Source organism: Marinicauda sp. Alg238-R41, from assembly GCF_947331485.1.
GTDB classification, from domain to species: Bacteria; Pseudomonadota; Alphaproteobacteria; order Caulobacterales; family Maricaulaceae; genus Marinicauda; species Marinicauda pacifica.
This window is the reverse complement of the sequence record NZ_CAMZOJ010000003.1, coordinates 193,758-215,116: the sequence shown is the minus strand read 5'-3', so window position 1 is coordinate 215,116 and position 21,359 is coordinate 193,758. Positions and strand designations below refer to the sequence as shown.

General features: G+C 64.8%; 16 protein-coding genes, 3 tRNA genes and 2 pseudogenes. 3 read left to right on the top strand and 18 right to left on the bottom strand.

The window, feature by feature from the left end; translation table 11 throughout:
- Nucleotides 1-4 precede the first annotated feature (4 nt).
- From nuoG to PGP17_RS12980, 8 genes and pseudogenes are all read right to left on the bottom strand, one after another.
- Nucleotides 5-2,116: an NADH-quinone oxidoreductase subunit NuoG gene (gene nuoG, locus PGP17_RS13015; RefSeq protein WP_270375785.1), complete on the bottom strand. Its 2,112-nt coding sequence runs from the start codon at nt 2,114-2,116 to the stop codon at nt 5-7.
- Nucleotides 2,117-2,128: 12 nt separating this feature from the next.
- The gene (locus PGP17_RS13010) at nt 2,129-2,326 is read right to left on the bottom strand and encodes a DUF2283 domain-containing protein (RefSeq protein ID WP_270375783.1); all 198 of its coding nucleotides are present in this window, start codon (nt 2,324-2,326) and stop codon (nt 2,129-2,131) included.
- Nucleotides 2,327-2,330: 4 nt separating this feature from the next.
- On the bottom strand, nt 2,331-3,644 hold the full coding sequence (nuoF, locus tag PGP17_RS13005; RefSeq protein ID WP_270375782.1) for an NADH-quinone oxidoreductase subunit NuoF: 1,314 nt from the start codon (nt 3,642-3,644) through the stop codon (nt 2,331-2,333).
- Nucleotides 3,645-3,956: 312 nt separating this feature from the next.
- Nucleotides 3,957-4,613: pseudogene (gene nuoE, locus PGP17_RS13000) on the bottom strand (NADH-quinone oxidoreductase subunit NuoE); the annotation flags it as partial.
- Nucleotides 4,610-5,800 (bottom strand): NADH-quinone oxidoreductase subunit D, encoded by a 1,191-nt coding sequence (locus PGP17_RS12995; protein WP_135943623.1) that lies wholly within the window; start codon nt 5,798-5,800, stop codon nt 4,610-4,612. The gene PGP17_RS12995 and the pseudogene nuoE, both read right to left, overlap by 4 nt.
- 3 nt (nt 5,801-5,803) lie before the next feature.
- On the bottom strand, nt 5,804-6,412 hold the full coding sequence (locus PGP17_RS12990) for an NADH-quinone oxidoreductase subunit C (RefSeq protein ID WP_135943622.1): 609 nt from the start codon (nt 6,410-6,412) through the stop codon (nt 5,804-5,806).
- Between the two features lie 45 nt (nt 6,413-6,457).
- A pseudogene (locus PGP17_RS12985) lies at nt 6,458-7,058 on the bottom strand (NuoB/complex I 20 kDa subunit family protein).
- Nucleotides 7,028-7,393, bottom strand: coding sequence for an NADH-quinone oxidoreductase subunit A (locus PGP17_RS12980; RefSeq protein WP_135943620.1), 366 nt, complete (start codon nt 7,391-7,393; stop codon nt 7,028-7,030). Before PGP17_RS12980 ends, PGP17_RS12985 begins: the two are co-directional and overlap by 31 nt.
- 336 nt (nt 7,394-7,729) lie before the next feature.
- On the opposite strand from PGP17_RS12980, the gene PGP17_RS12975 reads away from it, so the two are divergent.
- Genes PGP17_RS12975 through PGP17_RS12965 form a run of 3 tightly spaced genes read left to right on the top strand, consistent with a single transcriptional unit; the run spans nt 7,730 to nt 11,138 of the window.
- Nucleotides 7,730-9,205, top strand: coding sequence for an efflux RND transporter periplasmic adaptor subunit (locus tag PGP17_RS12975; protein ID WP_270375778.1), 1,476 nt, complete (start codon nt 7,730-7,732; stop codon nt 9,203-9,205).
- Nucleotides 9,205-9,888: an ABC transporter ATP-binding protein gene (locus PGP17_RS12970; protein ID WP_270375777.1), complete on the top strand. Its 684-nt coding sequence runs from the start codon at nt 9,205-9,207 to the stop codon at nt 9,886-9,888. The genes PGP17_RS12975 and PGP17_RS12970 overlap by 1 nt, the downstream gene beginning before the upstream one ends.
- A complete protein-coding gene (locus tag PGP17_RS12965; protein ID WP_270375776.1) occupies nt 9,885-11,138 on the top strand; it encodes an ABC transporter permease in 1,254 nt (417 codons plus the stop codon). The genes PGP17_RS12970 and PGP17_RS12965 overlap by 4 nt, the downstream gene beginning before the upstream one ends.
- 91 nt (nt 11,139-11,229) lie before the next feature.
- Here PGP17_RS12965 and PGP17_RS12960 read toward each other — a convergent pair.
- The 10 genes from PGP17_RS12960 to PGP17_RS12915 all read right to left on the bottom strand — a co-directional run bounded on the left by PGP17_RS12960 (nt 11,230) and on the right by PGP17_RS12915 (nt 21,278).
- A tRNA-Asp gene (locus PGP17_RS12960) sits at nt 11,230-11,306 on the bottom strand.
- Between the two features lie 186 nt (nt 11,307-11,492).
- A tRNA-Val gene (locus PGP17_RS12955) sits at nt 11,493-11,568 on the bottom strand.
- A gap of 45 nt (nt 11,569-11,613) precedes the next feature.
- The gene (locus tag PGP17_RS12950) at nt 11,614-12,789 is read right to left on the bottom strand and encodes a bifunctional chorismate mutase/prephenate dehydratase (protein ID WP_135943616.1); all 1,176 of its coding nucleotides are present in this window, start codon (nt 12,787-12,789) and stop codon (nt 11,614-11,616) included.
- Between the two features lie 200 nt (nt 12,790-12,989).
- Nucleotides 12,990-13,631 carry a TetR/AcrR family transcriptional regulator gene (locus PGP17_RS12945; RefSeq protein WP_270375774.1) on the bottom strand — a complete coding sequence of 214 codons (642 nt, stop codon included), beginning with the start codon at nt 13,629-13,631 and terminating at the stop codon, nt 12,990-12,992.
- 153 nt (nt 13,632-13,784) lie between these two features.
- The gene (lon, locus tag PGP17_RS12940) at nt 13,785-16,184 is read right to left on the bottom strand and encodes an endopeptidase La (RefSeq protein ID WP_270375772.1); all 2,400 of its coding nucleotides are present in this window, start codon (nt 16,182-16,184) and stop codon (nt 13,785-13,787) included.
- 257 nt (nt 16,185-16,441) lie between these two features.
- Nucleotides 16,442-17,725, bottom strand: coding sequence for an ATP-dependent Clp protease ATP-binding subunit ClpX (gene clpX / locus PGP17_RS12935; RefSeq protein WP_135943613.1), 1,284 nt, complete (start codon nt 17,723-17,725; stop codon nt 16,442-16,444).
- Between the two features lie 241 nt (nt 17,726-17,966).
- Nucleotides 17,967-18,593: an ATP-dependent Clp protease proteolytic subunit gene (locus PGP17_RS12930; protein ID WP_270375771.1), complete on the bottom strand. Its 627-nt coding sequence runs from the start codon at nt 18,591-18,593 to the stop codon at nt 17,967-17,969.
- Nucleotides 18,594-18,735: 142 nt separating this feature from the next.
- Nucleotides 18,736-20,325 (bottom strand): trigger factor, encoded by a 1,590-nt coding sequence (gene tig, locus PGP17_RS12925; protein WP_270375770.1) that lies wholly within the window; start codon nt 20,323-20,325, stop codon nt 18,736-18,738.
- A 399-nt stretch (nt 20,326-20,724) separates the two neighbouring features.
- A tRNA-Leu gene (locus PGP17_RS12920) sits at nt 20,725-20,809 on the bottom strand.
- A 67-nt stretch (nt 20,810-20,876) separates the two neighbouring features.
- Nucleotides 20,877-21,278 (bottom strand): hypothetical protein, encoded by a 402-nt coding sequence (locus PGP17_RS12915; RefSeq protein WP_270375768.1) that lies wholly within the window; start codon nt 21,276-21,278, stop codon nt 20,877-20,879.
- Nucleotides 21,279-21,359 lie beyond the last annotated feature (81 nt).

The following is a 21,359-nucleotide window of genomic DNA, read 5'->3' as shown; positions in this document are numbered from 1 at the left end:
GGCCCTACTCCGCCGCCTGCAGATCGCTGCGCGCCTGATGCACCCGGGCGGAGCATTCCGCCATGGTCTTCGAGGCCCGCGCGATGGGATTGGTCAGATAGAAGTCGGCGATCGGTGCGGTGAACGGCGCATCGGATACACTTCCCTCGGCGCCGATCTCGGCGACCTTGAACTCGCCGGCGCTCGCCGAACCGGGGGCGTGATCGATCTCGCCGAAGACCGGATTGTCCTCGATCAGCTTGGCGCGCAACGCGTTCAGATCGTTATAGGGCAAGGTCTTGTTCAGGCGGGCCGACAGGGCGCGGAAGATGGCCCAGTCCTCTTTCGCCTCGCCCTTCGGGAACACCGCCCGGTCGCCCAGCTGGGCGCGCCCTTCGGTGTTCACGTACAGGCCCGGCTTCTCGGTATAGGCCGCTGACGGCAGGATGAGGTCGGCCCCGTGCGCGCCCTTGTCCCCGTGGCTTCCCACATAGATGACAAACGCCTTCTCCAGCCGGGCGGTATCCCCCTCGTCCGCGCCGAGCAGAACGACGGTCTGGATATCGCCGCTCTCGGCTCCGGCCAGGATGTCGCGCGTGGACTTGCCGCCCTCGCCCGGCAGGAAGCCGAGATCGAGCGCGCCGACGCGGCTCGCGGCCGTATGCAGCACGTTGAAGCCGTTCCAGTCCGCGCTCACCGCGCCGATCTTGTCGGCCAGCGCGCCGGCCGCGCGCAGGACCTGCGCGCCGTCTTCACGCGCCAGCGCCCCTGCGCCGACGATGATCATCGGGCGCTTGGCCTCTTTCAAGGTCTGGATGAAGCCGGTGCGCTTGCGCCCGAGGGCTTCGATATCGGCCGGCTTGTCGCCCAGATGCTCGTAGTCATAGGTCAGGTCGGCCGCTTCGCCGATCACGCCGACCGTCATGTCGGAATTCAGCCAGCGCTGACGGATGCGCGCGTTCAGCACAGCCGCTTCCACGCGCGGATTCACACCGACGAGAAGGATCGCATCGGCCTGGTTCACCCCGGCAATCGTGGAATTGAACAGATAGCTTTCGCGAGGTCCGGTTCCGATCGGCGATCCGTCCTGGCGGCAATCGATATTCTTCACGCCCAGGCTGTCGAACAGATCCTTCGCCGCTTTCAGGCCTTCGACTTCATTGAGATCGCCCGCAATCACGCCGACCGTTTCCGGATTGCCGCCGAGGCGTTCCGCAGCTACGCCTAGCGCAGTGCCCCAGTCGACCGGCTTCAGCTTGCCGTTCTCGCGCACATAGGGCCGGTCCAGGCGCTGGCGGCCCAACCCGTCCCACACGAAGCGCGACTTGTCGGAGATCCACTCCTCGTTCACGTCCTCATGGATGCGCGGCAGGATGCGCAGCACGGCGCCGCTGCGGCTGTCGACGCGGATATTGGACCCGATCGCGTCCATCACGTCGATGCTCTCGGTCTTGTTCAGCTCCCACGGGCGCGCATTGAAGGCGTACGGCTTGGAGGTCAGCGCGCCGACCGGGCACAGGTCGATGACATTGCCGGACAGCTCCGACGTCATCGATTTTTCCAGATAGGTCGTGATCTCCATGTCCTCGCCGCGCCCGATGGCGCCGAGCTCGGATACGCCCGCGACCTCGGTCGCAAAGCGCACGCAGCGTGTGCACTGGATGCAGCGGGTCATGATCGTCTTGATCAGCGGGCCCATATACTTGTCTTCGACCGCGCGCTTGTTTTCCGCATAGCGCGAACCGGACCGGCCATAGGCCATGGACTGGTCCTGTAGGTCGCACTCCCCGCCCTGGTCGCAGATCGGGCAGTCGAGCGGGTGGTTGATGAGCAGGAACTCCATCACCCCCTCGCGCGCCTTCTTCACCAGCGGGCTGAGCGTGCGCATGGCCGGTGGCTCGCCATTCGGCCCGCCGCGCATGTCCTTGACCAGGAAGGCGCACGAGGCCACCGGCTTCGGCGCCCCGACCAGCTCGACAAGGCACATGCGGCAATTGCCGGCGACCGACAGGCGCTCGTGATAGCAGAAGCGCGGAATTTCCCGCCCCGCCGCCTCGGCCGCCTGCAGAAGATTGTAATCGTTCGGGACTTCGATTTCGTCCCCGTCGATCACGATGGTGCGCATGTTGTCGGTCATACCAATATCTCTCTACTCCGCCGCCTCGGGGTGGATCACCGCGTCCGGCAGGCGCCGGGAGGCGTGAAGAATCTCGATGCCGACGATGCGATCGTCGGCGTCATAATCGACGACCACGTCATGGGCAGAGTCGCTACGCGCAGCCGTGCGCTCACTGGCAAGCGCCAGGTAAGCCGCATCTGCGTCGCTGTCATAGCTCCAGCCCATCATCGCCCTACTCCGCCGCCACCGGTGCTTGCACGAAGACCGGACGGCCCTTGCGGTAATTCTCGATACGCTCTTCGATCTCATGGCGGAAATGCCGGATCAGGCCCTGGACCGGCCACGCCGCCGCATCGCCGAGCGCGCAGATCGTATGGCCTTCCACCTGGCCGGCCACGTCCAGGAGATCGTCGATCTCGGAAATGTCCGCCTCGCCGCGCGCCATGCGTTCCAGCACGCGCCACATCCAGCCCGTGCCTTCACGGCAGGGCGTGCACTGACCGCAGCTCTCGTGTTTGTAGAAATAGCTGATGCGCGCGATCGCTTTGACCACGTCGGTCGACTTGTCCATGACGATGACCGCCGCGGTGCCAAGGCCCGACTTGTGCTCTTTCAGCGCATCGAAATCCATCAGCACGTCGTCGCAGATTTCTTTCGGCAGCAGCGGCACCGAGGACCCGCCGGGAATGACGGCCTTGAGATTGTCCCAGCCGCCCCGCACACCGCCCGCATAACTGTCGATGAGGGTGCGCAGCGGGATGCTCATCGCCTCCTCGATATTGCACGGCGCGTTCACATGGCCGGAGATCGAGAAGATTTTCGTACCCGTATTGCCCTCGCGGCCGAAGCCGGCAAACCATTCCTTGCCGCGGCGCAGGATGGTCGGGACAACCGCAATGGATTCCACGTTGTTGACCGTGGTCGGGCAGCCATAAAGCCCGGCATTTGCCGGGAATGGCGGTTTCAGGCGCGGCTGGCCCTTCTTGCCTTCCAGGCTTTCCAGAAGCGCAGTCTCTTCGCCGCAGATATAGGCGCCCGCTCCGTGGTGGATATAGACGTGGAAGTCCCATCCATGGACGTTGTCGTCCCCGATCAGCCTGGCCTCGTAGGCCTCCTTAACCGCCGCTTCCAGGCGCTCGCGCTCCAGCACGTATTCGCCGCGCAGATAGATGTAGCAGGCATGCGCGCGCATCGAGTAGGACGCGATCAGGCAGCCCTCGATCAGGTGATGGGGGTCGTGCCGCATGATCTCGCGGTCCTTGCACGTGCCCGGCTCGGACTCGTCGGCATTGACCACCAGGTAATGGGGACGCGCCCCCACTTCCTTGGGCATGAAGGACCATTTCAGCCCGGTCGGGAAACCGGCGCCCCCGCGGCCGCGCAGGCCCGAGCCCTTGACCTCGTCGATGATCCAGTCGCGGCCCTGGTCCAGCATGTCCTTCGTCGCGTTCCAGCAGCCGCGCTGCTTCGCGCCCTCCAGCCGCCAGTCATGGTGGCCAAACAGGTTGGTGAAGATGCGGTCCTTGTCCTGAAGAAGCTGGGTCATGACCTACTCGTCCTTCTTCTTGGGCGCGGATCTCTTCGGCGCAGGCTTTTTCGGGGCGGGATTGACCGGGCGCTGACGGCTCGGCGCGGGTTTCTTGGACGAGGTCTTCTTGACCGCCTCGTCCTTCTCCTTGCCGGCCGGATCGGACTTCTTCGGCGCCTTGGGAGACCCGGCGGGCTTGTCGGCCTCTTTCTTGTTCCTGGGCGCGGGCTTGGCGGTCGCCTTGCCGCTCTGGGCCTGCGTCTTCTCGCGCTCGCTGGTCACGCGCTTGGCCTTGGGCTCCGGGGTTTCGCCCTCGCCCGAGGACACGGCGTTCGGCAGCGTGATCTTTTCGGCGCGGGAGCCGTCGAACAGGCTCTCCTCGACCAGCACTTTCTGCTTGGCCTTGGTGGGTTCGGACGCCTTGCGCCCGGTCACCGGACCGGTCTCGACCTGTTTGCCGGCGGCCAGGTCGTCGAGGATCTTTTCCAGCGCTTCGGCCGTCAGGTCCTCGTAATAGTAATCGCCGTCCGCATTCGCGATCTGGACCATCGGCGCGTTCGAGCACGCGCCCAGGCACTCGACTTCTTCCCAGCTGAACTTGCCGTCGGCGGAGACATTGCCGCGGCCCTTCTTGCCAATGCGCGTCTCGCACACGGCTTTCAGGTCGTCCGCCCCGCGCAGCCAGCACGGCGTCGTGCCGCACACCTGGATCAGGTGCTCGCCGACCGGCTCCAGGTTGAACATGGTGTAGAAGGTCGCGACCTCGTAGACCCGGATGAACGGCATATCGAGGCGCGTCGCGATCTCGCGGATCGCCGGCTCGCACACCCACCCGTCCTGCTTCTGGGCCAGCCACAGCAGCGGGATCACGGCCGACGCCTTGCGGTCATCGGGATACTTGTTCAGCCAGAACGCAACCTTTTCCTCGCTTGCCTTTGAAAAGGCAAAGCTTTCAGGCTGCACTTCGGCGAGACGGCGTACGCTCATCGGTCGACTTCCCCGAACACGATGTCCAACGAGCCCAGGATGGCGGAGACGTCCGCCAGCATGTGACCCTTGTTGAGATGATCCATGGCCGCGAGGTGGGCAAAGCCCGGCGCGCGGATCTTCAGGCGATAGGGCTTGTTCGTGCCGTCGGCGACCAGGTAGACGCCGAACTCGCCCTTGGGCGCTTCCACGGCGGCATAGGTCTCGCCCTCGGGCACGTGTATGCCTTCGGTATAGAGCTTGAAGTGGTGGATGAGCGCTTCCATCGAGCGCTTCATCTCCGCGCGGCGCGGCGGCGCGAACTTGGTGTCGGTGGGCAGCACCTCACCCTGGTTCTCGTCCTTCGACAGCCACTCGCAGCATTGCAGCATGATCTTGCAAGATTCCCGCATCTCTTCCATGCGGCACAGATACCGGTCGTAATTGTCGCCATTCTTGCCGAGCGGGACCTTGAACTCCAGCTCGTCATAGACCTCGTAGGGCTGCGCGCGGCGCAGATCCCAGGCCATGCCCGATCCGCGCACCATCACGCCGGAAAAGCCCCAGTCGAGCGCCTCGTCCTTGCTGACCACGCCGATATCGACATTGCGCTGCTTGAAGATGCGGTTGTCGGTGAGCAGCGTGTCCAGCTCGTCGACGAATTTGGGGAAGGTCTGCGCCCACTCCGCAATATCGTCGATCAGCGGCTGGGGCAGGTCCTGGTGAACCCCGCCCGGACGGAAATAGTGCGCGTGCAGGCGCGCGCCGGACGCACGCTCGTAGAAGATCATCAGCTTCTCGCGCTCTTCAAACCCCCACAGCGGCGGGGTGAGCGCGCCGACATCCATCGCCTGCGTGGTGATGTTCAGCAGGTGATTGAGGATCCGCCCGATCTCGCAGTACAGCACGCGCACATAGGAGGCGCGTTTCGACACCGGAATCTCCGCCAGGCGCTCGATGGCCAGGCAGAAGGCATGCTCCTGGTTCATCGGCGCGACGTAGTCGAGCCGGTCGAAATAGCCGATGCCCTGCAGATAGGTCTTGTGTTCGAGCAGCTTCTCGGTGCCGCGGTGAAGCAAGCCGATATGGGGATCGACCCGCTCGATCACCTCCCCGTCCAGCTCCAGGATCAGGCGCAGCACGCCGTGCGCGGCCGGGTGAACCGGTCCGAAATTGATCGTGAAATTGCGGATGTCTGTTTCAGCCATCTCTTAAGCCTTCCCCTCCGCCTTCTCGTCGCCGGGCAGCACGTATTTCGCGCCTTCCCAGGGGCTGAGGAAATCGAAATCGCGATAGTCCTGCACCAGCTCGACCGGCTCGTGGACGACGCGCTTCTGCTCCTCGTCATAGCGGACCTGGACAAAGCCGGTCAGCGGGAAGTCCTTCCTGAGCGGATAGCCGTGGAAGCCGTAATCGGTAAGAATCCGGCGCAGATCCGGATGGTCGTCGAACAGGATGCCGTACATGTCGAAGGCTTCGCGCTCGAACCAGTTGGCCGCCGGGAACAGGTCGACGATGGACTCCACCGGCGTGTCCTCATCGGTCGTCAGCTTCACGCGGACGCGGTGATTCTTGTGCATGGACAGGAGGTGGTAGACCACGTCGAACCGGTCGGTCCGCCCCGGCCAGTCGACTCCGCAGATATCGATCAGCGTGGTGAACCGGCAGGTCTGGTCCTCGCGCAGGAAGCGGACAACCTTGTGCACGCGGTCGCGGTGGATCGTCACGGTCAGCTCGCCGTGTTCGATCTCCCACCCGCGAACGTCGCTTTCCAGCGCCTCGCCGATATGTTCGCCCAGTTCCTGAAGTGCCTCGGACATGGCCTTGCTCTTCCCTGACCGGGCGCGCAACCGCGCCCGTCCTGTCTATCGCTCGATCGAGCCTTCGCGGCGGATCTTCTTTTGAAGCTGCAGAATACCGTAAACCAGCGCTTCGGCGGTTGGCGGGCAGCCGGGAACGTAGATGTCCACCGGCACGATGCGGTCGCAGCCGCGCACCACCGAGTAGGAGTAATGGTAATAGCCCCCGCCATTGGCGCAGCTGCCCATCGAGATGACGTAGCGCGGCTCGGGCATCTGGTCGTAGACCTTGCGCAGGGCCGGAGCCATCTTGTTAGTGAGCGTGCCGGCCACGATCATCACGTCGGACTGACGCGGTGAGCCGCGCGGCGCGGCGCCGAAGCGCTCGATGTCGTAGCGCGGCATGGATGCCTGCATCATCTCGACCGCGCAGCACGCCAGGCCGAACGTCATCCACATCAGCGAGCCGGTGCGCGCCCAGGTGATGAGATCGTCGGCGCGCGCCACCAGAAAGCCCTTGTCGGCCAGCTGGTCGGACATGCCGTCAAAATACGGGTCGTGCTTCTGGGGATCGTAGAGCGGCGTGCTTGCGCGCCCCGCGGATCCGGCAGGAAGGGTCGTGTCAGCCATATGCGATCACTCCCAGTCCAGCGCGCCTTTGCGCCATTCGTAGAGGAAGCCGATGGTCAGCACCCCGAGAAAGCAGATCATCGACCAGAAGGCAAAGAGGTTGCCCTCGAACACCGGGAACAGCCACGGGAAGAGGAAGGCAACCTCCAGGTCGAAGATGATGAAGAGAATCGCGACGAGATAGAAACGCACGTCGAACTTCATGCGCGCATCGTCGAACGCGTTGAACCCGCACTCATAGGTCGACACCTTTTCAGGGTCGGGATCGGAGGGCGCGAGCACGAACGCGGCCAGTATGAAACCGACACCCATCGCGGCAGCAATGCCAAAGAAGATGAGGATCGGCAGGTATTCGAGGAGAAGCGCGTCCATCCGCTCTCATGCCTTTCGTGTCTCAGGGCCGTATATATGTCCGTCTACGGCCAGGAGGGGGCGGCAAACGGACACAGCCTGACTCTCTCGGCTGCGATTGCGCCGGAAACTAGAGCGACCCCTCACCGGTCGCAAGCCGAAAAGCCGGTCGCGCGCAGCCTGTATTGCAGCGCAATTGCAAGGACTTGAGAACCATTCTCAAGACAGCAGACAAGCTTCGATAAAGACTGCAATTCCATTTGGTCTTGGCGACGGTTACCCGGCCCGTTATCCGTTCAAGAGAGTGCTTCTTCCTGCCGGGCGGACCTGCCGGCGCGTCCGCCTGGAGCCTGTCTGATGAAACGACTCGGTCTTGCCGCAATCGCCTTCCTCGCTCTTCTGCTCGCGGTCTGGGCGATCTTCCTGCGGGGCGGTGCCGGTGCCCCCGGCGGGCTCGAGATCGAGACCGCGCAACTGGAGCGGCGCGATTTGTCGCGCATCGTCTCGGCCACCGGCGAGATCGCACCGCTCGTCACGGTCGAGGTCGGCTCCCAGCTTTCCGGCCAGATCCTGGAAATCACAAAGGATTTCAACGATACCGTGGCGGAAGGCGATCTCCTGGCCCGGCTCGATCCGCAGACCTATGAAAGCCGGGTCAATGAGGCCCGTGCCAGCCTGGAGGTCGCCCAGGCCCAGGTGGAGGTCAACCGGGCCGGGGTCACCCGCGCCCAGGCCGAGCTGCGCGAAGCGGAGCGGGCCTTCAACAGGGCGCAGGAATTGCTCGCACGCGGCACCTATGCCGAAGCCCAGTTCGATACGTTCGAGAGCGCCTATACCTCCGCGCAGGCGGGACTGGCCGTCGCGCGCGCCAATCTGCGCAATGCCCAGGCCACCCTCGCCCAGCGCCAGGCCAATCTGGACAATGCCGAGGTCGATCTGGAACGCACCTCGATCCGCGCCCCCATCGACGGCATCGTGATCGACCGCCAGATCGATGTCGGCCAGACGGTGGCCGCCAGCCTGAACGCCCCGGTCCTGTTCATCATCGCGCAGGATCTCTCGCGCATTCAGATCGAGGCCCAGGTGGACGAGGCCGATATCGGCCAGATCGCCACGGACCAGCCGGTCAGCTTCGACGTGGACGCCTATCCGGGCCGCGACTTTGCCGGGACGGTCTCCCAGGTGCGTCTCGCCGCCCTCAACGAGCAGAATGTCGTGACCTATACGGTGGTGATCGAGGCCGACAATCCCGGCCAGCGCCTGCTTCCAGGCATGACCGCCAATGTCGACATCGTCACCGGTGCCGTGACCGGCGTTCTGGCCGCGCCCAATGCGGCCCTGCGCTTTGCGCCCCGCGGGGCCGCTGAAGCGCTCGTGGAGACAGGCGGCGCCTCGCCGGACCGCGCGGGCAGTGGCGGCGCCATGCTGGACGCCACGGTGGAGCGTCTGACAGAAGAGCTCGAGCTTGACGAGGACCAGGCCGGCGACGTGCGCCGCGCGCTGGAGGAGGCGTTTGCCGGATTGCGTCAGCAGATGCGCGCCCCGGGCGGGCCCGGCGCAGGGCGCCCGGACATGCAGGCGATGATGCAGCGCGCCCTGCGCGATGTGCTCAGCGCCGACCAGATGGCCCGCTTCCAGCAGCTTCAATCCGAACGCGGCGCGCGCGGCGGCGAGCGGCCCGCGCGCGGCACGCTCTGGGTCGAGACCGCGCAGGGCCGTCTGCGCAACCAGCCCGTCCTCTTGGGCCTCTCCGACGGCCAGTACACGCAGATCATGGGCGACACGCTGGAGGCGGGCTCGCCGGTCGTGGTGCGCGTGCGCGAGGCGGGCTGATGGCCCTGCCCCTCATTCAGGCGCGCAACCTGTCGCGCGTCTACCGGCTCGGCGGCGGCGACGTTCACGCGCTGCGCGGCATCGATATCGACATTGAGGAAGGTGAATACGTCGCCGTCATGGGCGCGTCCGGCTCGGGCAAGTCCACCTTCATGAATCTGGTCGGCGCGCTCGACACGCCGACCTCGGGCGAGCTGACGATTGCCGGCGAGCGCCTGGCCGACCGCAGCCCGGACCAGCTCGCCGCCTTCCGAAACCGGGTGGTCGGCTTCGTCTTCCAGCAATTCAATCTTCTGCCGCGCACCACCGCGCTCGACAATGTCGCCCTGCCCCTGCTCTATCGCGGTACGCCGGCTGCCAGGCGCCAGGCGCGCGCCCGCGAATGCCTGGAGATGGTCGGGCTGGGCGACCGCATGGATCACCACCCCTCCCAGCTCTCCGGCGGTCAGCAGCAGCGCGTCGCCATCGCGCGCGCGCTGGCCAACGAACCGAGGCTTCTTCTGGCCGACGAGCCGACCGGCGCGCTCGACAGCCGGACCTCCGAAGACGTCATGGCCATCTTCGACTCGCTCAACGCATCGGGCATCACGATCATGCTGGTGACCCACGAGGAGGATGTCGGCGCGCACGCCCGCCGGCGCGTCATCTTCCGCGACGGCCGCATACTGGAGGACCGGTCATGACCCTGCTGGCCGCCATCCAGGTCGCGCTTATCGCCCTGCGGATCAATGCGCTGCGAAGCCTTCTCGCCATTCTCGGCGTCATCTTCGGTGTCGCCGCCGTCATCACGACGGTCTCGCTGGCCGAAGGCGCGCAGGAAGCGGTCAACGACCAGATCGCAAGCCTGGGCACAAACACGCTCAATATCCGCGCCGGCTCGGAAAATCGCGGCGGACGCCGGGGCGGCGCCGGGTCGGGCACGCCCTTCTCGTCTGAAGATGTCGAAGCGATCCGGCGCGATGTTCCCGTCGTGGTCGCCGCGTCCGGCACGGTTCAGGGGTCGGTCACCGCGGTGAGCGACGGGACGAACTGGCCGAGCCAGATCCTGGGCGCGCACCCCGATTATCTCGACGTGCGCGACTGGCAGATCGCCGAGGGCCGCGTCTTCACCGTGATGGAAAACCAGCGGTCCGACCGCGTGGCGGTGCTGGGCCAGACCGTCGCGGAAGAGCTTTTCCCCTATGGCAGCGCGGTAGGCCAGAGCGTGCGCCTGAACGGACAGCCTTTCGAGGTGATCGGCCTGCTCGCCGCGCAGGGCCAGTCCAGCTTCGGTCAGGACCAGGACGACATCGTCCTCGCGCCCATTTCCACCGTACGCCAGCGCGTCCTCGGCTATAGCAGGCCCGGCGTGCGCGATCCGGTCCAGTCGGTCTGGGTCAAGATCGCGGCGGGCGAAGACATGGACTACGCGGCCGAGGAGCTGGAGCTGTATCTGCGCGACCGGCGCGGCATCGGTCCGGGCGAAACCGACGATTTCCGCGTCGCGAACTTTGCCGCCTTCATCACCGCCTTCCGGGCCACCGAAGTCGTGATGGGCCTTCTGCTCGCCGCGGCGGGCACCATCACGCTCGTGGTCGGCGGGATCGGCATCATGAACGTCATGCTGGTCTCTGTGACCGAGCGTACGCGCGAGATCGGCCTGCGCCTGGCCATCGGCGCGCGCCGGCGCGATATCCGCAATCAATTCCTGATCGAATCGATCCTGCTGTGCTCGGCCGGCGGCGTGCTCGGCCTCGGGCTCGGCGTGCTCATGGCCATGGGGGTCGAACGGCTTGGGCCCATGCTCGGCGTGGAGACGCTGGCCATCGCGGTCAAACCCTCGGTCATCCTGATCGCCATCGGCGCCTCGACCGTCATCGGCGTGCTGTTCGGCTTCTACCCGGCCCACCGGGCGAGCCGCCTCAACCCCATCGACGCCTTGCGCCACGAATAGGCGCGCCCTGGCATGGTCGCCGGGACCCGGAAACGCAAAAGCCCCGCCTGACGGCGGGGCTTTGATGCGGCGTCTGCACGCTGAAACGAAGTGGCGCGAGTGACCGGGCTCGAACCGGCGACCTCCGGCGTGACAGGCCGGCGCTCTAACCAACTGAGCTACACCCGCACACTTCGTGTCCGCCGCGTCGGTTTCCCGTGCGGCAGGAGGCGTTTCCTAAAGCCGACCTTTCTCAGGGTCAAGCGGGTTGATGCGGTTCTTCGCATACATTTGCACACGCGCGTGCATCGCGCGCGCCGGCGGGCTCCGGGGCCGGGCCAGAGACAGGTGATACTCGTAATAGTAGGAGGCCGGTGGTGGGCGGTGACGGGCTCGAACCGCCGACCTGCTCGGTGTAAACGAGATGCTCTACCAACTGAGCTAACCGCCCGGAGCCCGGCGATTTAGCCGACCCTGCCCGTCATGACAACGCCCCTTATGCGGCCGGCGCGGGACTGCGCGAGGCGGGAGGCAGCCGGTCGGCGCCGTAGCTGCCGAAGCTGCGAATCGACTTGGCGAACTCGCCCAGGCTCGCGAGCGCCCGCGCCACGGCGGCGTCTTCCTCGTGGCCGTCCACGTCCAGGAAGAACATTTGCGACCAGGGCTCGCCGGCAATCGGCCGGCTCTCCAGCCGGGTCAGGTTGACCCCTTCGCGGCGGAAGCCTTCCAGCGCGTTGACCAGCGAGCCCGAGGCGTCCGAGGTCACGAAGACCAGCGAGGTCTTGCACGGCAGCAGGGGCGAGGCCGCCACCGGGTTCTTGGCCAGCGCGACGAAGCGTGTGTAGTTCTCCGGGTGGTCGGACGCGCCGGACTCGATCACGTTCAGCCCGAACAGGCGTGCCGCATCGGCGCCCGCGATGGCGGCAGCTTCCGCCCCCTCGTCCATCGCCCGCTCCAGCGCGCGCGTGGAGGAAGAGACCGGCACCGGCTTCAGGTCGCGATTGCGCGCGAAAAATCGCTGCGACTGGCGCAGCGCCTGGGGATGGCCGTACACGGTGCGCACCTGGGACACGCCGCTGGCCTTGCCGACCAGGCAGTGCTCGACCTTGTAATGGTGCTCGCCGGTGATCTTCAGGTCGCTATCGCGCATCAGGTCGTAGACCTCCACGATGCCGCCCGTCGTCGTGTTCTCGATGGGCACGAAGCCGTAATCGGCCTCCCCGGCCTCGACCGCGCGGAAAATCCCGGCAAAGTCGCGCTTGATGACCGGCTCCAGTCCGGAATACCGGCCCTCGAAATGGGCATGGGCGGCAAAATGGCTGTAGGTGCCCGGCCCGCCAAGATAAGAGACGCGTGCCTCCTTCAGCGTGCCCGAGGCGACCCGGGCATCCAGCCCGGCGCGCTGGCGGCGCAGGCTCTCGTCGATGATGAGCTGGAAGAGCCGCTCGACGAACGCGGCGTCGAGCCCGTGCGTCGCGCCGGCCTCCACCACGCGGTCCAGCACGGCGCGTTCGCGTTCGACATCGCGCACGGCCTGGCCGCCGCCCGCCTTGATCGCGCCGAGCGCCTCGCTCAGCTCGCGCCGCTCCGCCAGAAGCTGCACCAGCTTGTGGTCCGCCGCATCGATCGCCCGGCGAAGCTGCGCGCGTTCGTCTTCCATTGAGTGAGCCATGATTGCTGCCTTTCCCCTCACGCCCAAAAAGAAAAACGGCCCCTCCGGTGGAGGGGCCGCTGAAACTCGTCACTCGCTTACGCGCACGCGATTCTCAGCCACCCCGCGGGGGCGTAAAATAAAAGCCGAGATAGAATGCGTTGCGCGTGATCATGGGCTGACTGTGCGGCGGCGCAGCAAAGGCGTCAATAGCCGGTCTTTCAATTTCCGACGGCCAGCTCGCGCTCGACGCCTTTGAGGATGAGTTCGAGCTGACGCACGGCATCCTCCAGCGGGTCTTCTGCCCGGCTGCCCAGCGGTGTCACCGTGACGATGCCGTGAACCGCGGCCCAGACCGCACGCGCGGCGACGAAGCGCTGCTCGCGGTCGCGCGCGCCGGGCAGCTCGCTCAGCCTGTCTTCCAGGATGGCGAACAGATCGTCTTCCGCCTTCTGGTACCAGTCCGGCGGCTCGCCGGTCGTGTGGCGGAAGGTGATCACCGCTTCCATGCGTCGTGGGTGAGCCTGGACGAAGTCGAGATAGGCCCGCGACAGCGCCATGAGCTGGCGATGCAGGCTCGCTCCTTCTGCGGCCCGCAAGGCCGCCACCAGAATGTCGAAGAGTTCGCGGAAGGTGCGCAGATTGGCCTCCCGGGCGATCTCCTCCACGTCGCCGACCAGCTTGTAGAGCGATCCCACGGACAATCCGGTCCGCCGGGCGATGAGACGCGCCTGCAGCCCTTGCGAGCCCTGCTCTTCAAGCAGCTCCAGTGTCGCGGCAATCACCCGGTCGCGGTGCTCCGGGCCAAGGCGCGGGCGCCCGCGCGGGCGCTTGGTGGTGGAGTCGGGCTGATCGTCTTGCATGCTCAAAAGCCTAATCGTCGTATCGATGCCGGGCAAAGGATGCGCTGGCATAAGAAAACCCCGGGGCATTTAGCCCCGGGGTTCTCAAGACACAAGCGATCGCACCCGAACCGGATGCCGCCGCAGCCTTGTGCGCCGGACGAGTGTGCCCGTCTAGTGCGGGCGCGCTTCGTCGCCTGCCTGACCCGGCTGGGGCATGGAAGCCATCGCCGCGGCATCGGCTTCGGTCCACTCCACCGGCTCGACCGGATGGATCAGGGCCCGCGCCAGCACCTCGTCCAGGCGTTCGACCGGGACGATCTCCAGGCCCGCCTTGACGTTGTCGGGGACCTCGGCGAGGTCCTTCTCATTCTCCTGCGGGATCAGCACCGTCTTCACGCCGCCGCGCAGCGCAGCCAGCAGCTTCTCCTTCAGACCGCCGATCGGCAGCACACGGCCACGCAGCGTGATCTCGCCGGTCATGGCGACATCCTTGCGCACCGGGTTCTTCGACAGCGCCGAGATGATCGCCGTCACCATGGCGATACCCGCCGACGGTCCGTCCTTGGGCGTTGCGCCTTCGGGGACGTGCACGTGAATGTCGCTGGTGCGGAACACGGTCGGCTTGATGCCGAGCGAGGGTGCCCGGCTCTGGACGAAGGCGTTGGCAGCCTGGATGGACTCCTTCATCACATCGCGCAGATTGCCCGTGACCCGCATATTGCCGCGGCCGGGCATGGAAACCGCCTCGATCGTCAGAAGATCGCCGCCCACTTCGGTCCACGCCAGACCCGTCACCAGGCCGACCTGATCCTCGGTCTCGGTTTCGCCGAAGCGATATTTGCGCACCCCGGCAAAGTCGCCGAGATTATCGGAGTCGATCGACACCGACGTGCATTTGCCGCTTTCGATCTGGACCACCGACTTGCGGGCCAGGCGCGCCAGTTCGCGTTCCAGGTTCCGTACCCCCGACTCGCGGGTGTAGTAGCGGATAAGATCGCGGATAGCGGACTCGCTCACCTCCCACTCGCCGTCCTTGATGGCGTGGTTCTTGACCTGCTTGGGCAGCAGGTGACGCTTGGCGATCTCGACCTTTTCATCCTCGGTATACCCGGCGATGCGGATGATCTCCATCCGGTCGAGAAGCGGCTGCGGCATGTTCAGCGTGTTCGCCGTGGTGATGAACATCACGTCGGACAGGTCGTAATCGACCTCCAGATAGTGGTCGCCGAAGCTGTTATTCTGTTCCGGATCCAGCACCTCGAGCAGCGCGGACGAAGGATCGCCGCGATAGTCGGCGCCCAGCTTGTCGATCTCGTCGAGCAGGAAGAGCGGGTTGGAATACTTCGCCTTCTTCATCGACTGGATGATCTTGCCCGGCATGGAGCCGATATAGGTGCGCCGGTGACCGCGGATTTCCGCTTCGTCACGCACACCGCCGAGCGACATGCGGATGAACTCGCGTCCGGTTGCCTGCGCGATCGAGCGCCCGAGCGAGGTCTTGCCCACGCCCGGCGGTCCCACCAGGCACAGGATCGGACCTTTCATCTTCTTGGTCCGGCTCTGCACGGCCAGGTGCTCGATGATGCGTTCCTTCACCTTCTCCAGACCGAAATGGTCGGTATCCAGCTGGTTTTCCGCCTTTTCCAGGTCGATCTTGACGCGCTTCTTCTTGCTCCACGGGATGGTCAGCATCCAGTCGAGATAATTGCGCACGACCGTGGCTTCGGCCGACATCGGGCTCATATTCTTGAGCTTCTTGAATTCGGCATCGACCTTCTTGCGCGCTTCCTTGGGAAGCTTGGCGGCCTCGATGCGGTCTTCCAGCTCGGCCATTTCCTCACGGCCATCATCGGTCTCACCCAGCTCGCGCTGGATCGCCTTCATCTGCTCGTTGAGGTAATATTCGCGCTGGGTCTTCTCCATCTGGCGCTTCACGCGGCTGCGGATTTTCTTTTCCACCTGCAGGACGGAGATTTCTCCCTCCATCAGGCCGAAGACCTTCTCCAGGCGCGCCGCGACATTCGGATTGCTCAGCAAGTCCTGCTTCTCGGCGATCTTCACCGCAAGATGAGCCGCGATCGTGTCGGCCATCTTGGCCGGCTCGGAAATCTCGGCAATCGCGGAGAGAACCTCCGGCGGCACCTTCTTGTTCAGCTTGACGTAGTCTTCGAACTTCTCCGCCGCCGTGCGCATCAGCGCCTCGACCTCGGAGGGTTCGACCACTTCTTCGTCGAGCAGCTCGGCTTCGGCTTCGAAAAAGGCCTCGTTGTCGACGAAGCGCGTCACGCGCATGCGCCGGCCGCCTTCGACCAGCACCTTCACCGTGCCGTCGGGAAGCTTCAGGAGCTGCAGGATCGACGCCATCACGCCGTGCTCGTAGATCGCATCCGCGGACGGTTCGTCGTCCGCCGCGCTCTTCTGGGTCGCAAGCAGGATCTGCTTGTCGGTGCGCATCACCTCTTCCAGGGCGCGCACCGATTTCTCCCGTCCCACAAAAAGCGGCACGATCTGGTGGGGAAACACCACGATGTCGCGCAGCGGCAGCAACGGAAGCGTTTTTACTTCACTCATAAATTCTCTCCTCATGCGCTCCGTCCCGGATCGGGCCCGAAGCGGCCGGCCCGTTCCGGCACCGGCAGCGTTAAGAGACCGTGCGGGGGACAAACCTCCCCCGCTTTGCGTCTCCTAACAAGTGGAAGCTCATCCCCGGCGGTTCAACCGGTCTGGCTGCGGGTTCTGCGCCCCGTCCCACTGCCTGTGCAGACAAAAACGCCGGCGCACAGGGGCGCCGGCGTCGTGTTGTCACGCTAGGCGGAAGGCACCCGTCATCAGGCGCCTTTCTGGCCGGCGCTCGCGGCTTCTTCGCCCTTCTTGCGCTCGGCATAGATGTAGAGCGGCTTGGCATTGCCATCGACGACTTCGGCATTGACCACGACCTCTTCGATCCCCTCCATGGAGGGCAGGTCGAACATCGTCTCCAGCAGGATGCCTTCCATGATGGAACGCAGGCCGCGTGCGCCCGTCTTGCGCAGGATGGCCTTGCGGGCAATGGCGATCAGCGCGTCCTCGGTGAAGGACAGGCCGACATTCTCCATCTCGAAGAGACGCTGATACTGCTTGACCAGCGCATTCTTCGGCGCGGTCAGAATCTGCACCAGGGCCTGCTCGTCCAGGTCCTCCAGCGTCGCGATGACGGGAAGACGGCCGACGAATTCCGGGATCAGGCCGAACTTGGTCAGATCGTCCGGCTCCACCTCGCGCAGCACATCGCCCTGGCGGCGTTCGTCGGGGTCGCGCACATCGGCGCCGAAGCCGACCGCACTGCCCTTGCCGCGCAGCGAAATGATCTTCTCAAGACCGGCAAACGCGCCGCCGACGATGAACAGGATGTTCGTCGTATCCACCTGCAGGAATTCCTGCTGGGGATGCTTGCGCCCGCCCTGGGGCGGCACCGAGGCGGTCGTGCCTTCCATGATCTTCAGCAGCGCCTGCTGGACGCCCTCGCCCGACACGTCGCGCGTGATGGACGGATTGTCCGACTTGCGCGAAATCTTGTCGATCTCGTCAATATAGACGATGCCGCGCTGGGCGCGTTCGACGTTGTAGTCGGAGGCCTGGAGCAGTTTCAGGATGATGTTCTCGACATCCTCGCCCACATAACCGGCTTCGGTCAGCGTCGTGGCGTCGGCCATGGTGAACGGCACATCCAGGATGCGCGCCAGGGTCTGGGCCAGCAGCGTCTTGCCGCAACCGGTCGGGCCGACCAGCAGGATGTTGGATTTGGACAGCTCCACATCCTGGTGCGCGGTGGTGTGGTTGAGGCGCTTGTAGTGGTTGTGCACCGCGACCGCGAGCACGCGTTTGGCGTGCGCCTGACCGATCACGTAATCCTGCAGGACCTGGAAAATCTCCTGCGGGCTGGGCACGCCCTCTTTCGATTTGACCAGCGAGGATTTGTTCTCCTCGCGGATGATGTCCATGCAGAGCTCGACGCATTCATCGCAGATGAAGACTGTGGGTCCCGCGATGAGTTTGCGAACCTCGTGCTGGCTCTTGCCGCAGAACGAGCAATACAGCGTGCTCTTTCCGTCGCCTTCGGTTGCCTTGGTCATGGTCGCTCCGTGGTGCAGCCAACAGGGCTGCTCTGCCGCCTGGGTGTCCCGCCGTGGTCCGAACGATCCACCTGACGGGACGTGATTCCCTACCAAGCAAGATCAGGGCCGGACCTTAGCGAAACGTTGCCAAGCCTGAGTCTTATTCGATCACAGGGTTGCGCATACGATCAAGCACCGGATGCGGCTTGTGCCGTCCGGCGCCCGATACGTCCGCGTGCATTCAACGGCGCGAGCGCCTTCAGGACTTGGTGTCCTCGCCTTCGCGGGTCTCGTAGACGGTGTCCACGATTCCGAAGTCGCGGGCCTCGTGCGCGTTCATGAAGAAGTCGCGATCAAGTGTCTTTTCCACCGTTTCCAGCTCCTGGCCGGTGTGCTTGACGTAAATCTCGTTCATGCGGCGCTTCATTTTCAGGATGTCTTCGCCGTGGCGCTCGATATCGGCCGCGGTACCGCGGAACCCGCCGGAGGGCTGGTGCAGCATGATGCGCGCATTCGGCGTGGCAAAGCGCATGCCCTTCTCGCCGCCGGCCAGCAGCATGGAGCCCATCGAGGCCGCCATGCCGATACAGGCCGTGGCCACCGGGCAGCGGATGTATTGCATCGTGTCGTAGATCGCCAGGCCGCTGGTCACGACGCCGCCGGGCGAGTTGATGTACATCGCGATCTCTTTTTTCGGGTTTTCCGATTCAAGATACAGGAGCTGGGCCACCATCAGGCTGGCCATGTGATCCTCGATCGGCCCCGTCACGAAGACGATGCGTTCCTTCAGGAGGCGCGAATAGATGTCGAAGGCGCGCTCGCCGCGGCTCGTCTGTTCGACGACCATCGGAACGAGGCTGCTCATCATGTCCTGAGGATCCTTCATAGGCGCGCACTCCACATCGAAACAGGAACACCTGCCGGGCCCGGCAGGTGACAGAAAAATCGGGTTGTTCAACGACTTTGGCAAGGGCTGGAGGTGCACGCAAGCGCGCACACCTCCACACGGCCCTGCCGGGCCTTGGGCCCTAGTCTTTCTTGGGCGCAGCTTTTTTCTTGGCCGGGGCCTTCTTCGCCGCCGGCTTCTTGGCTGCAGAGTCCTTGGACTCGGTGCCCTTGGACTCCTCGCCCTTCTTGGCCGCTGCCTTCTTGGCCGGGGCTTTCTTGGCGTCGTCCCCGTCCTTCTTGGCCTCGTCCTTCTTGGCGTCATCTTTCTTGGCCGCGGCCTTCTTCTTGGCTGCCGGCTTTTTCTTCGCGGTCTTCTTGGCCGCCTCGACCTCGTCCTCTTCTTCCTCGAAGAGGGTTTCGCGATCGACTTTCTTTTCGCTCACGTCGGCCAGTTCCAGGATGTAGTCCACGACCTTTTCTTCATAGATCGGGGCGCGCAGCGACTGGATCGCCTGCGGGTTCTTCTGGAAATAGTCGACGACCTGGCGCTCCTGGCCCGGGAAGCGCTGGGCTTCCTGGTTCACGGCGCGGGCGAGTTCTTCCTGGCTGACCTCGACATTGGCCTTGCGGCCCATCTCGGCGAGCACCAGGCCCAGGCGCACGCGGCGCTCGGCAATGGCGCGGTATTCCGACTTGAGCTCGTCCTCGGACTTGTCCTTGTCCTCGTCTTCAAGCTCGCCCTTCTTGATCGCGTCTTCGACCTGCATCCAGATCTGGGCAAATTCCTGCTCGACCATGCCGGTCGGCAGCTCGACGTCGGCGTGGGCTTCGTCGAGCTGATCGAGGATCTGGCGCTTCACCTTCATGCGCGAGGCCTGATTGTGCTCGGTCTCGAAGCGGCCCTTCAGGGCGTCTTTCAGGGCGGCGAGATCGGACAGGCCGAAATTCTTGGCCAGATCGTCGTCGATCTTGGTCTCGGCCGGACCCTGGACTTCCTTCACCTTGGTCTCGAACGCGGCTTCCTTGCCGGCCAGGTGCTTGGCCTGGTAGTCATCGGGGAAGCTGACCTTGACCTCGACATCGTCGCCGGCCTTGGCGCCGATCAGCTGCTCTTCAAAGCCCGGAATGAACTGGCCGGACCCGATGACCAGCTCGGCATCCTCGGCCGTGCCGCCGTCGAAGGCTTCGCCGTCGATGCGGCCGATGAAGTCGATGACGACCTTGTCGCCTTCGGCGGCCTTGGCCGTCTTGGCTTTCTTGTCGTAGGACTTGGTCTGCTCGGCCAGCTCGCTCAGCGCTTCGTCGACCTGCTCGTCGGCGACCGGCGCGACCGGCTTTTCAAGCTTGAGCGTCTTGGGATCGACGGTCTCGAACTCGGGCATGATTTCCAGGCTGATCTCGAACTGGAAATCCTTGCCGCCCTTCAGCACGTCGTCGGCGTCCGATTTCACGTCGATATTGGGCTGGTTGGCCGGACGGATCTCGCGCTCGGAGAGCACTTCCTGCGTCGTCTGCGGCACCAGCTCCTGAAGGATGTCGCCCATGATGGAGGTCCCGAACATCTTGCGGATGTGCGCGGTGGGCACCTTGCCGGGGCGGAAGCCTTTCAAGCGGACCTGCGGACGGATTTCCTCGATCTTCTGAGACAGGCGCTCATCGAGGTCACTGGCAGGAACGGTCACTTCAAAGACGCGGGAGAGACCTTTGGCGGATTTTTCTGCGACGTTCATATTGGCAAGGCCTTGCTTCTTTAGGGGCCGGAGAGGCGGCGTGAGACGACGGGTAGACCACGGGCCAGGCGAGCCAGTGATCTTCCTCGTGCGCGCCTGTGCGTGAAAAATGAGCGCGCGTTATGTCACGGAGGATTTACGGACGCAACGGGCCGCGGCGGTTGGGGCAAAAGCCGGGCGCATCCTGGCGTGACGCAAGCCTCGCATCGCCGTACCCCCAACCCCGGACCCGAACGGGTCCGCAAGGACGACCGTCCGCCCGCAGCGAAGCGAGGATCGAAGCCCCGGCACGGGGCTGAGCATCAGGAAAAACCGAACCCGAACGGGTTCGCAAGGACGACCGTCCGCCCGCAGCGAAGCGAGGATCGACTGAGCGGATGCGAAAGAGACCAGGAAAGATGGTGCGGCTGGAGGGACTCGAACCCCCACTCTGTTAGGAACGTGGACCTAAACCACGCGCGTCTACCAGTTCCGCCACAGCCGCAGCACGCGGCGTTTCTAGCCTTCGCGGCGCGATTTATAAACTGCGATTATGCAGCGCCCTCGCCGCGTCAGCTTTCGGCCTCGCCGTGTGAATCCAGGTCCAGCCAGGCGCGCGCCTCCTCCACCTCGTAGAAGAAGCGCAACTCGTTCCAGCCACCCTCGGCCGACAGGCGCGCCACCACGCCGAAATCGCGCAAGTCGGGACGGATCACGAGCGAGATGCACTTGCCGGTGATCGGCTCGGCCAGTTCGCGCGTGAAGGCGATCCAGTCTTCCAGCTCGTAATTGAACTCGCCCAGGCGCGCATCGAGCAGCAGCTTGTTGGTGTCGTAGCTCTCGAAGGCGGCGAACAGCCGGACCCAGTCCGCTTTCGCCTTTTCCACATCCCTCGGCCCGCTCACAATGGCGACGAGCGCATCGAGCGATTCGTCATAATCGATCGCCATGCCGCCCTTGGTCTCAGAACCCATGCTCAGCCCCCTGTCAAAATGCGGTGTCCGGACACGCCCTCGCGTTCTATCTTCGTGGCCATTGCCCGGTCCGCCGACACG

Coding starts and splice junctions, on each gene's coding strand:
- PGP17_RS12975 (WP_270375778.1), top strand. CDS start 7,730: ATGAAACGACTCGGTCTTGCCGCAATCGCCTTCCTCGCTCTTCTGCTC.
- PGP17_RS12970 (WP_270375777.1), top strand. CDS start 9,205: ATGGCCCTGCCCCTCATTCAGGCGCGCAACCTGTCGCGCGTCTACCGG.
- nuoG (WP_270375785.1), bottom strand. CDS start 2,116: ATGACCGACAACATGCGCACCATCGTGATCGACGGGGACGAAATCGAA.
- PGP17_RS12990 (WP_135943622.1), bottom strand. CDS start 6,412: ATGTCCGAGGCACTTCAGGAACTGGGCGAACATATCGGCGAGGCGCTG.
- clpX (WP_135943613.1), bottom strand. CDS start 17,725: ATGACCAAGGCAACCGAAGGCGACGGAAAGAGCACGCTGTATTGCTCG.
- PGP17_RS12945 (WP_270375774.1), bottom strand. CDS start 13,631: ATGCAAGACGATCAGCCCGACTCCACCACCAAGCGCCCGCGCGGGCGC.
- PGP17_RS12930 (WP_270375771.1), bottom strand. CDS start 18,593: ATGAAGGATCCTCAGGACATGATGAGCAGCCTCGTTCCGATGGTCGTC.
- nuoF (WP_270375782.1), bottom strand. CDS start 3,644: ATGACCCAGCTTCTTCAGGACAAGGACCGCATCTTCACCAACCTGTTT.
- PGP17_RS12965 (WP_270375776.1), top strand. CDS start 9,885: ATGACCCTGCTGGCCGCCATCCAGGTCGCGCTTATCGCCCTGCGGATC.
- PGP17_RS12950 (WP_135943616.1), bottom strand. CDS start 12,789: ATGGCTCACTCAATGGAAGACGAACGCGCGCAGCTTCGCCGGGCGATC.
- PGP17_RS13010 (WP_270375783.1), bottom strand. CDS start 2,326: ATGATGGGCTGGAGCTATGACAGCGACGCAGATGCGGCTTACCTGGCG.
- PGP17_RS12980 (WP_135943620.1), bottom strand. CDS start 7,393: ATGGACGCGCTTCTCCTCGAATACCTGCCGATCCTCATCTTCTTTGGC.
- lon (WP_270375772.1), bottom strand. CDS start 16,184: ATGAGTGAAGTAAAAACGCTTCCGTTGCTGCCGCTGCGCGACATCGTG.
- PGP17_RS12995 (WP_135943623.1), bottom strand. CDS start 5,800: ATGGCTGAAACAGACATCCGCAATTTCACGATCAATTTCGGACCGGTT.
- PGP17_RS12915 (WP_270375768.1), bottom strand. CDS start 21,278: ATGGGTTCTGAGACCAAGGGCGGCATGGCGATCGATTATGACGAATCG.
- tig (WP_270375770.1), bottom strand. CDS start 20,325: ATGAACGTCGCAGAAAAATCCGCCAAAGGTCTCTCCCGCGTCTTTGAA.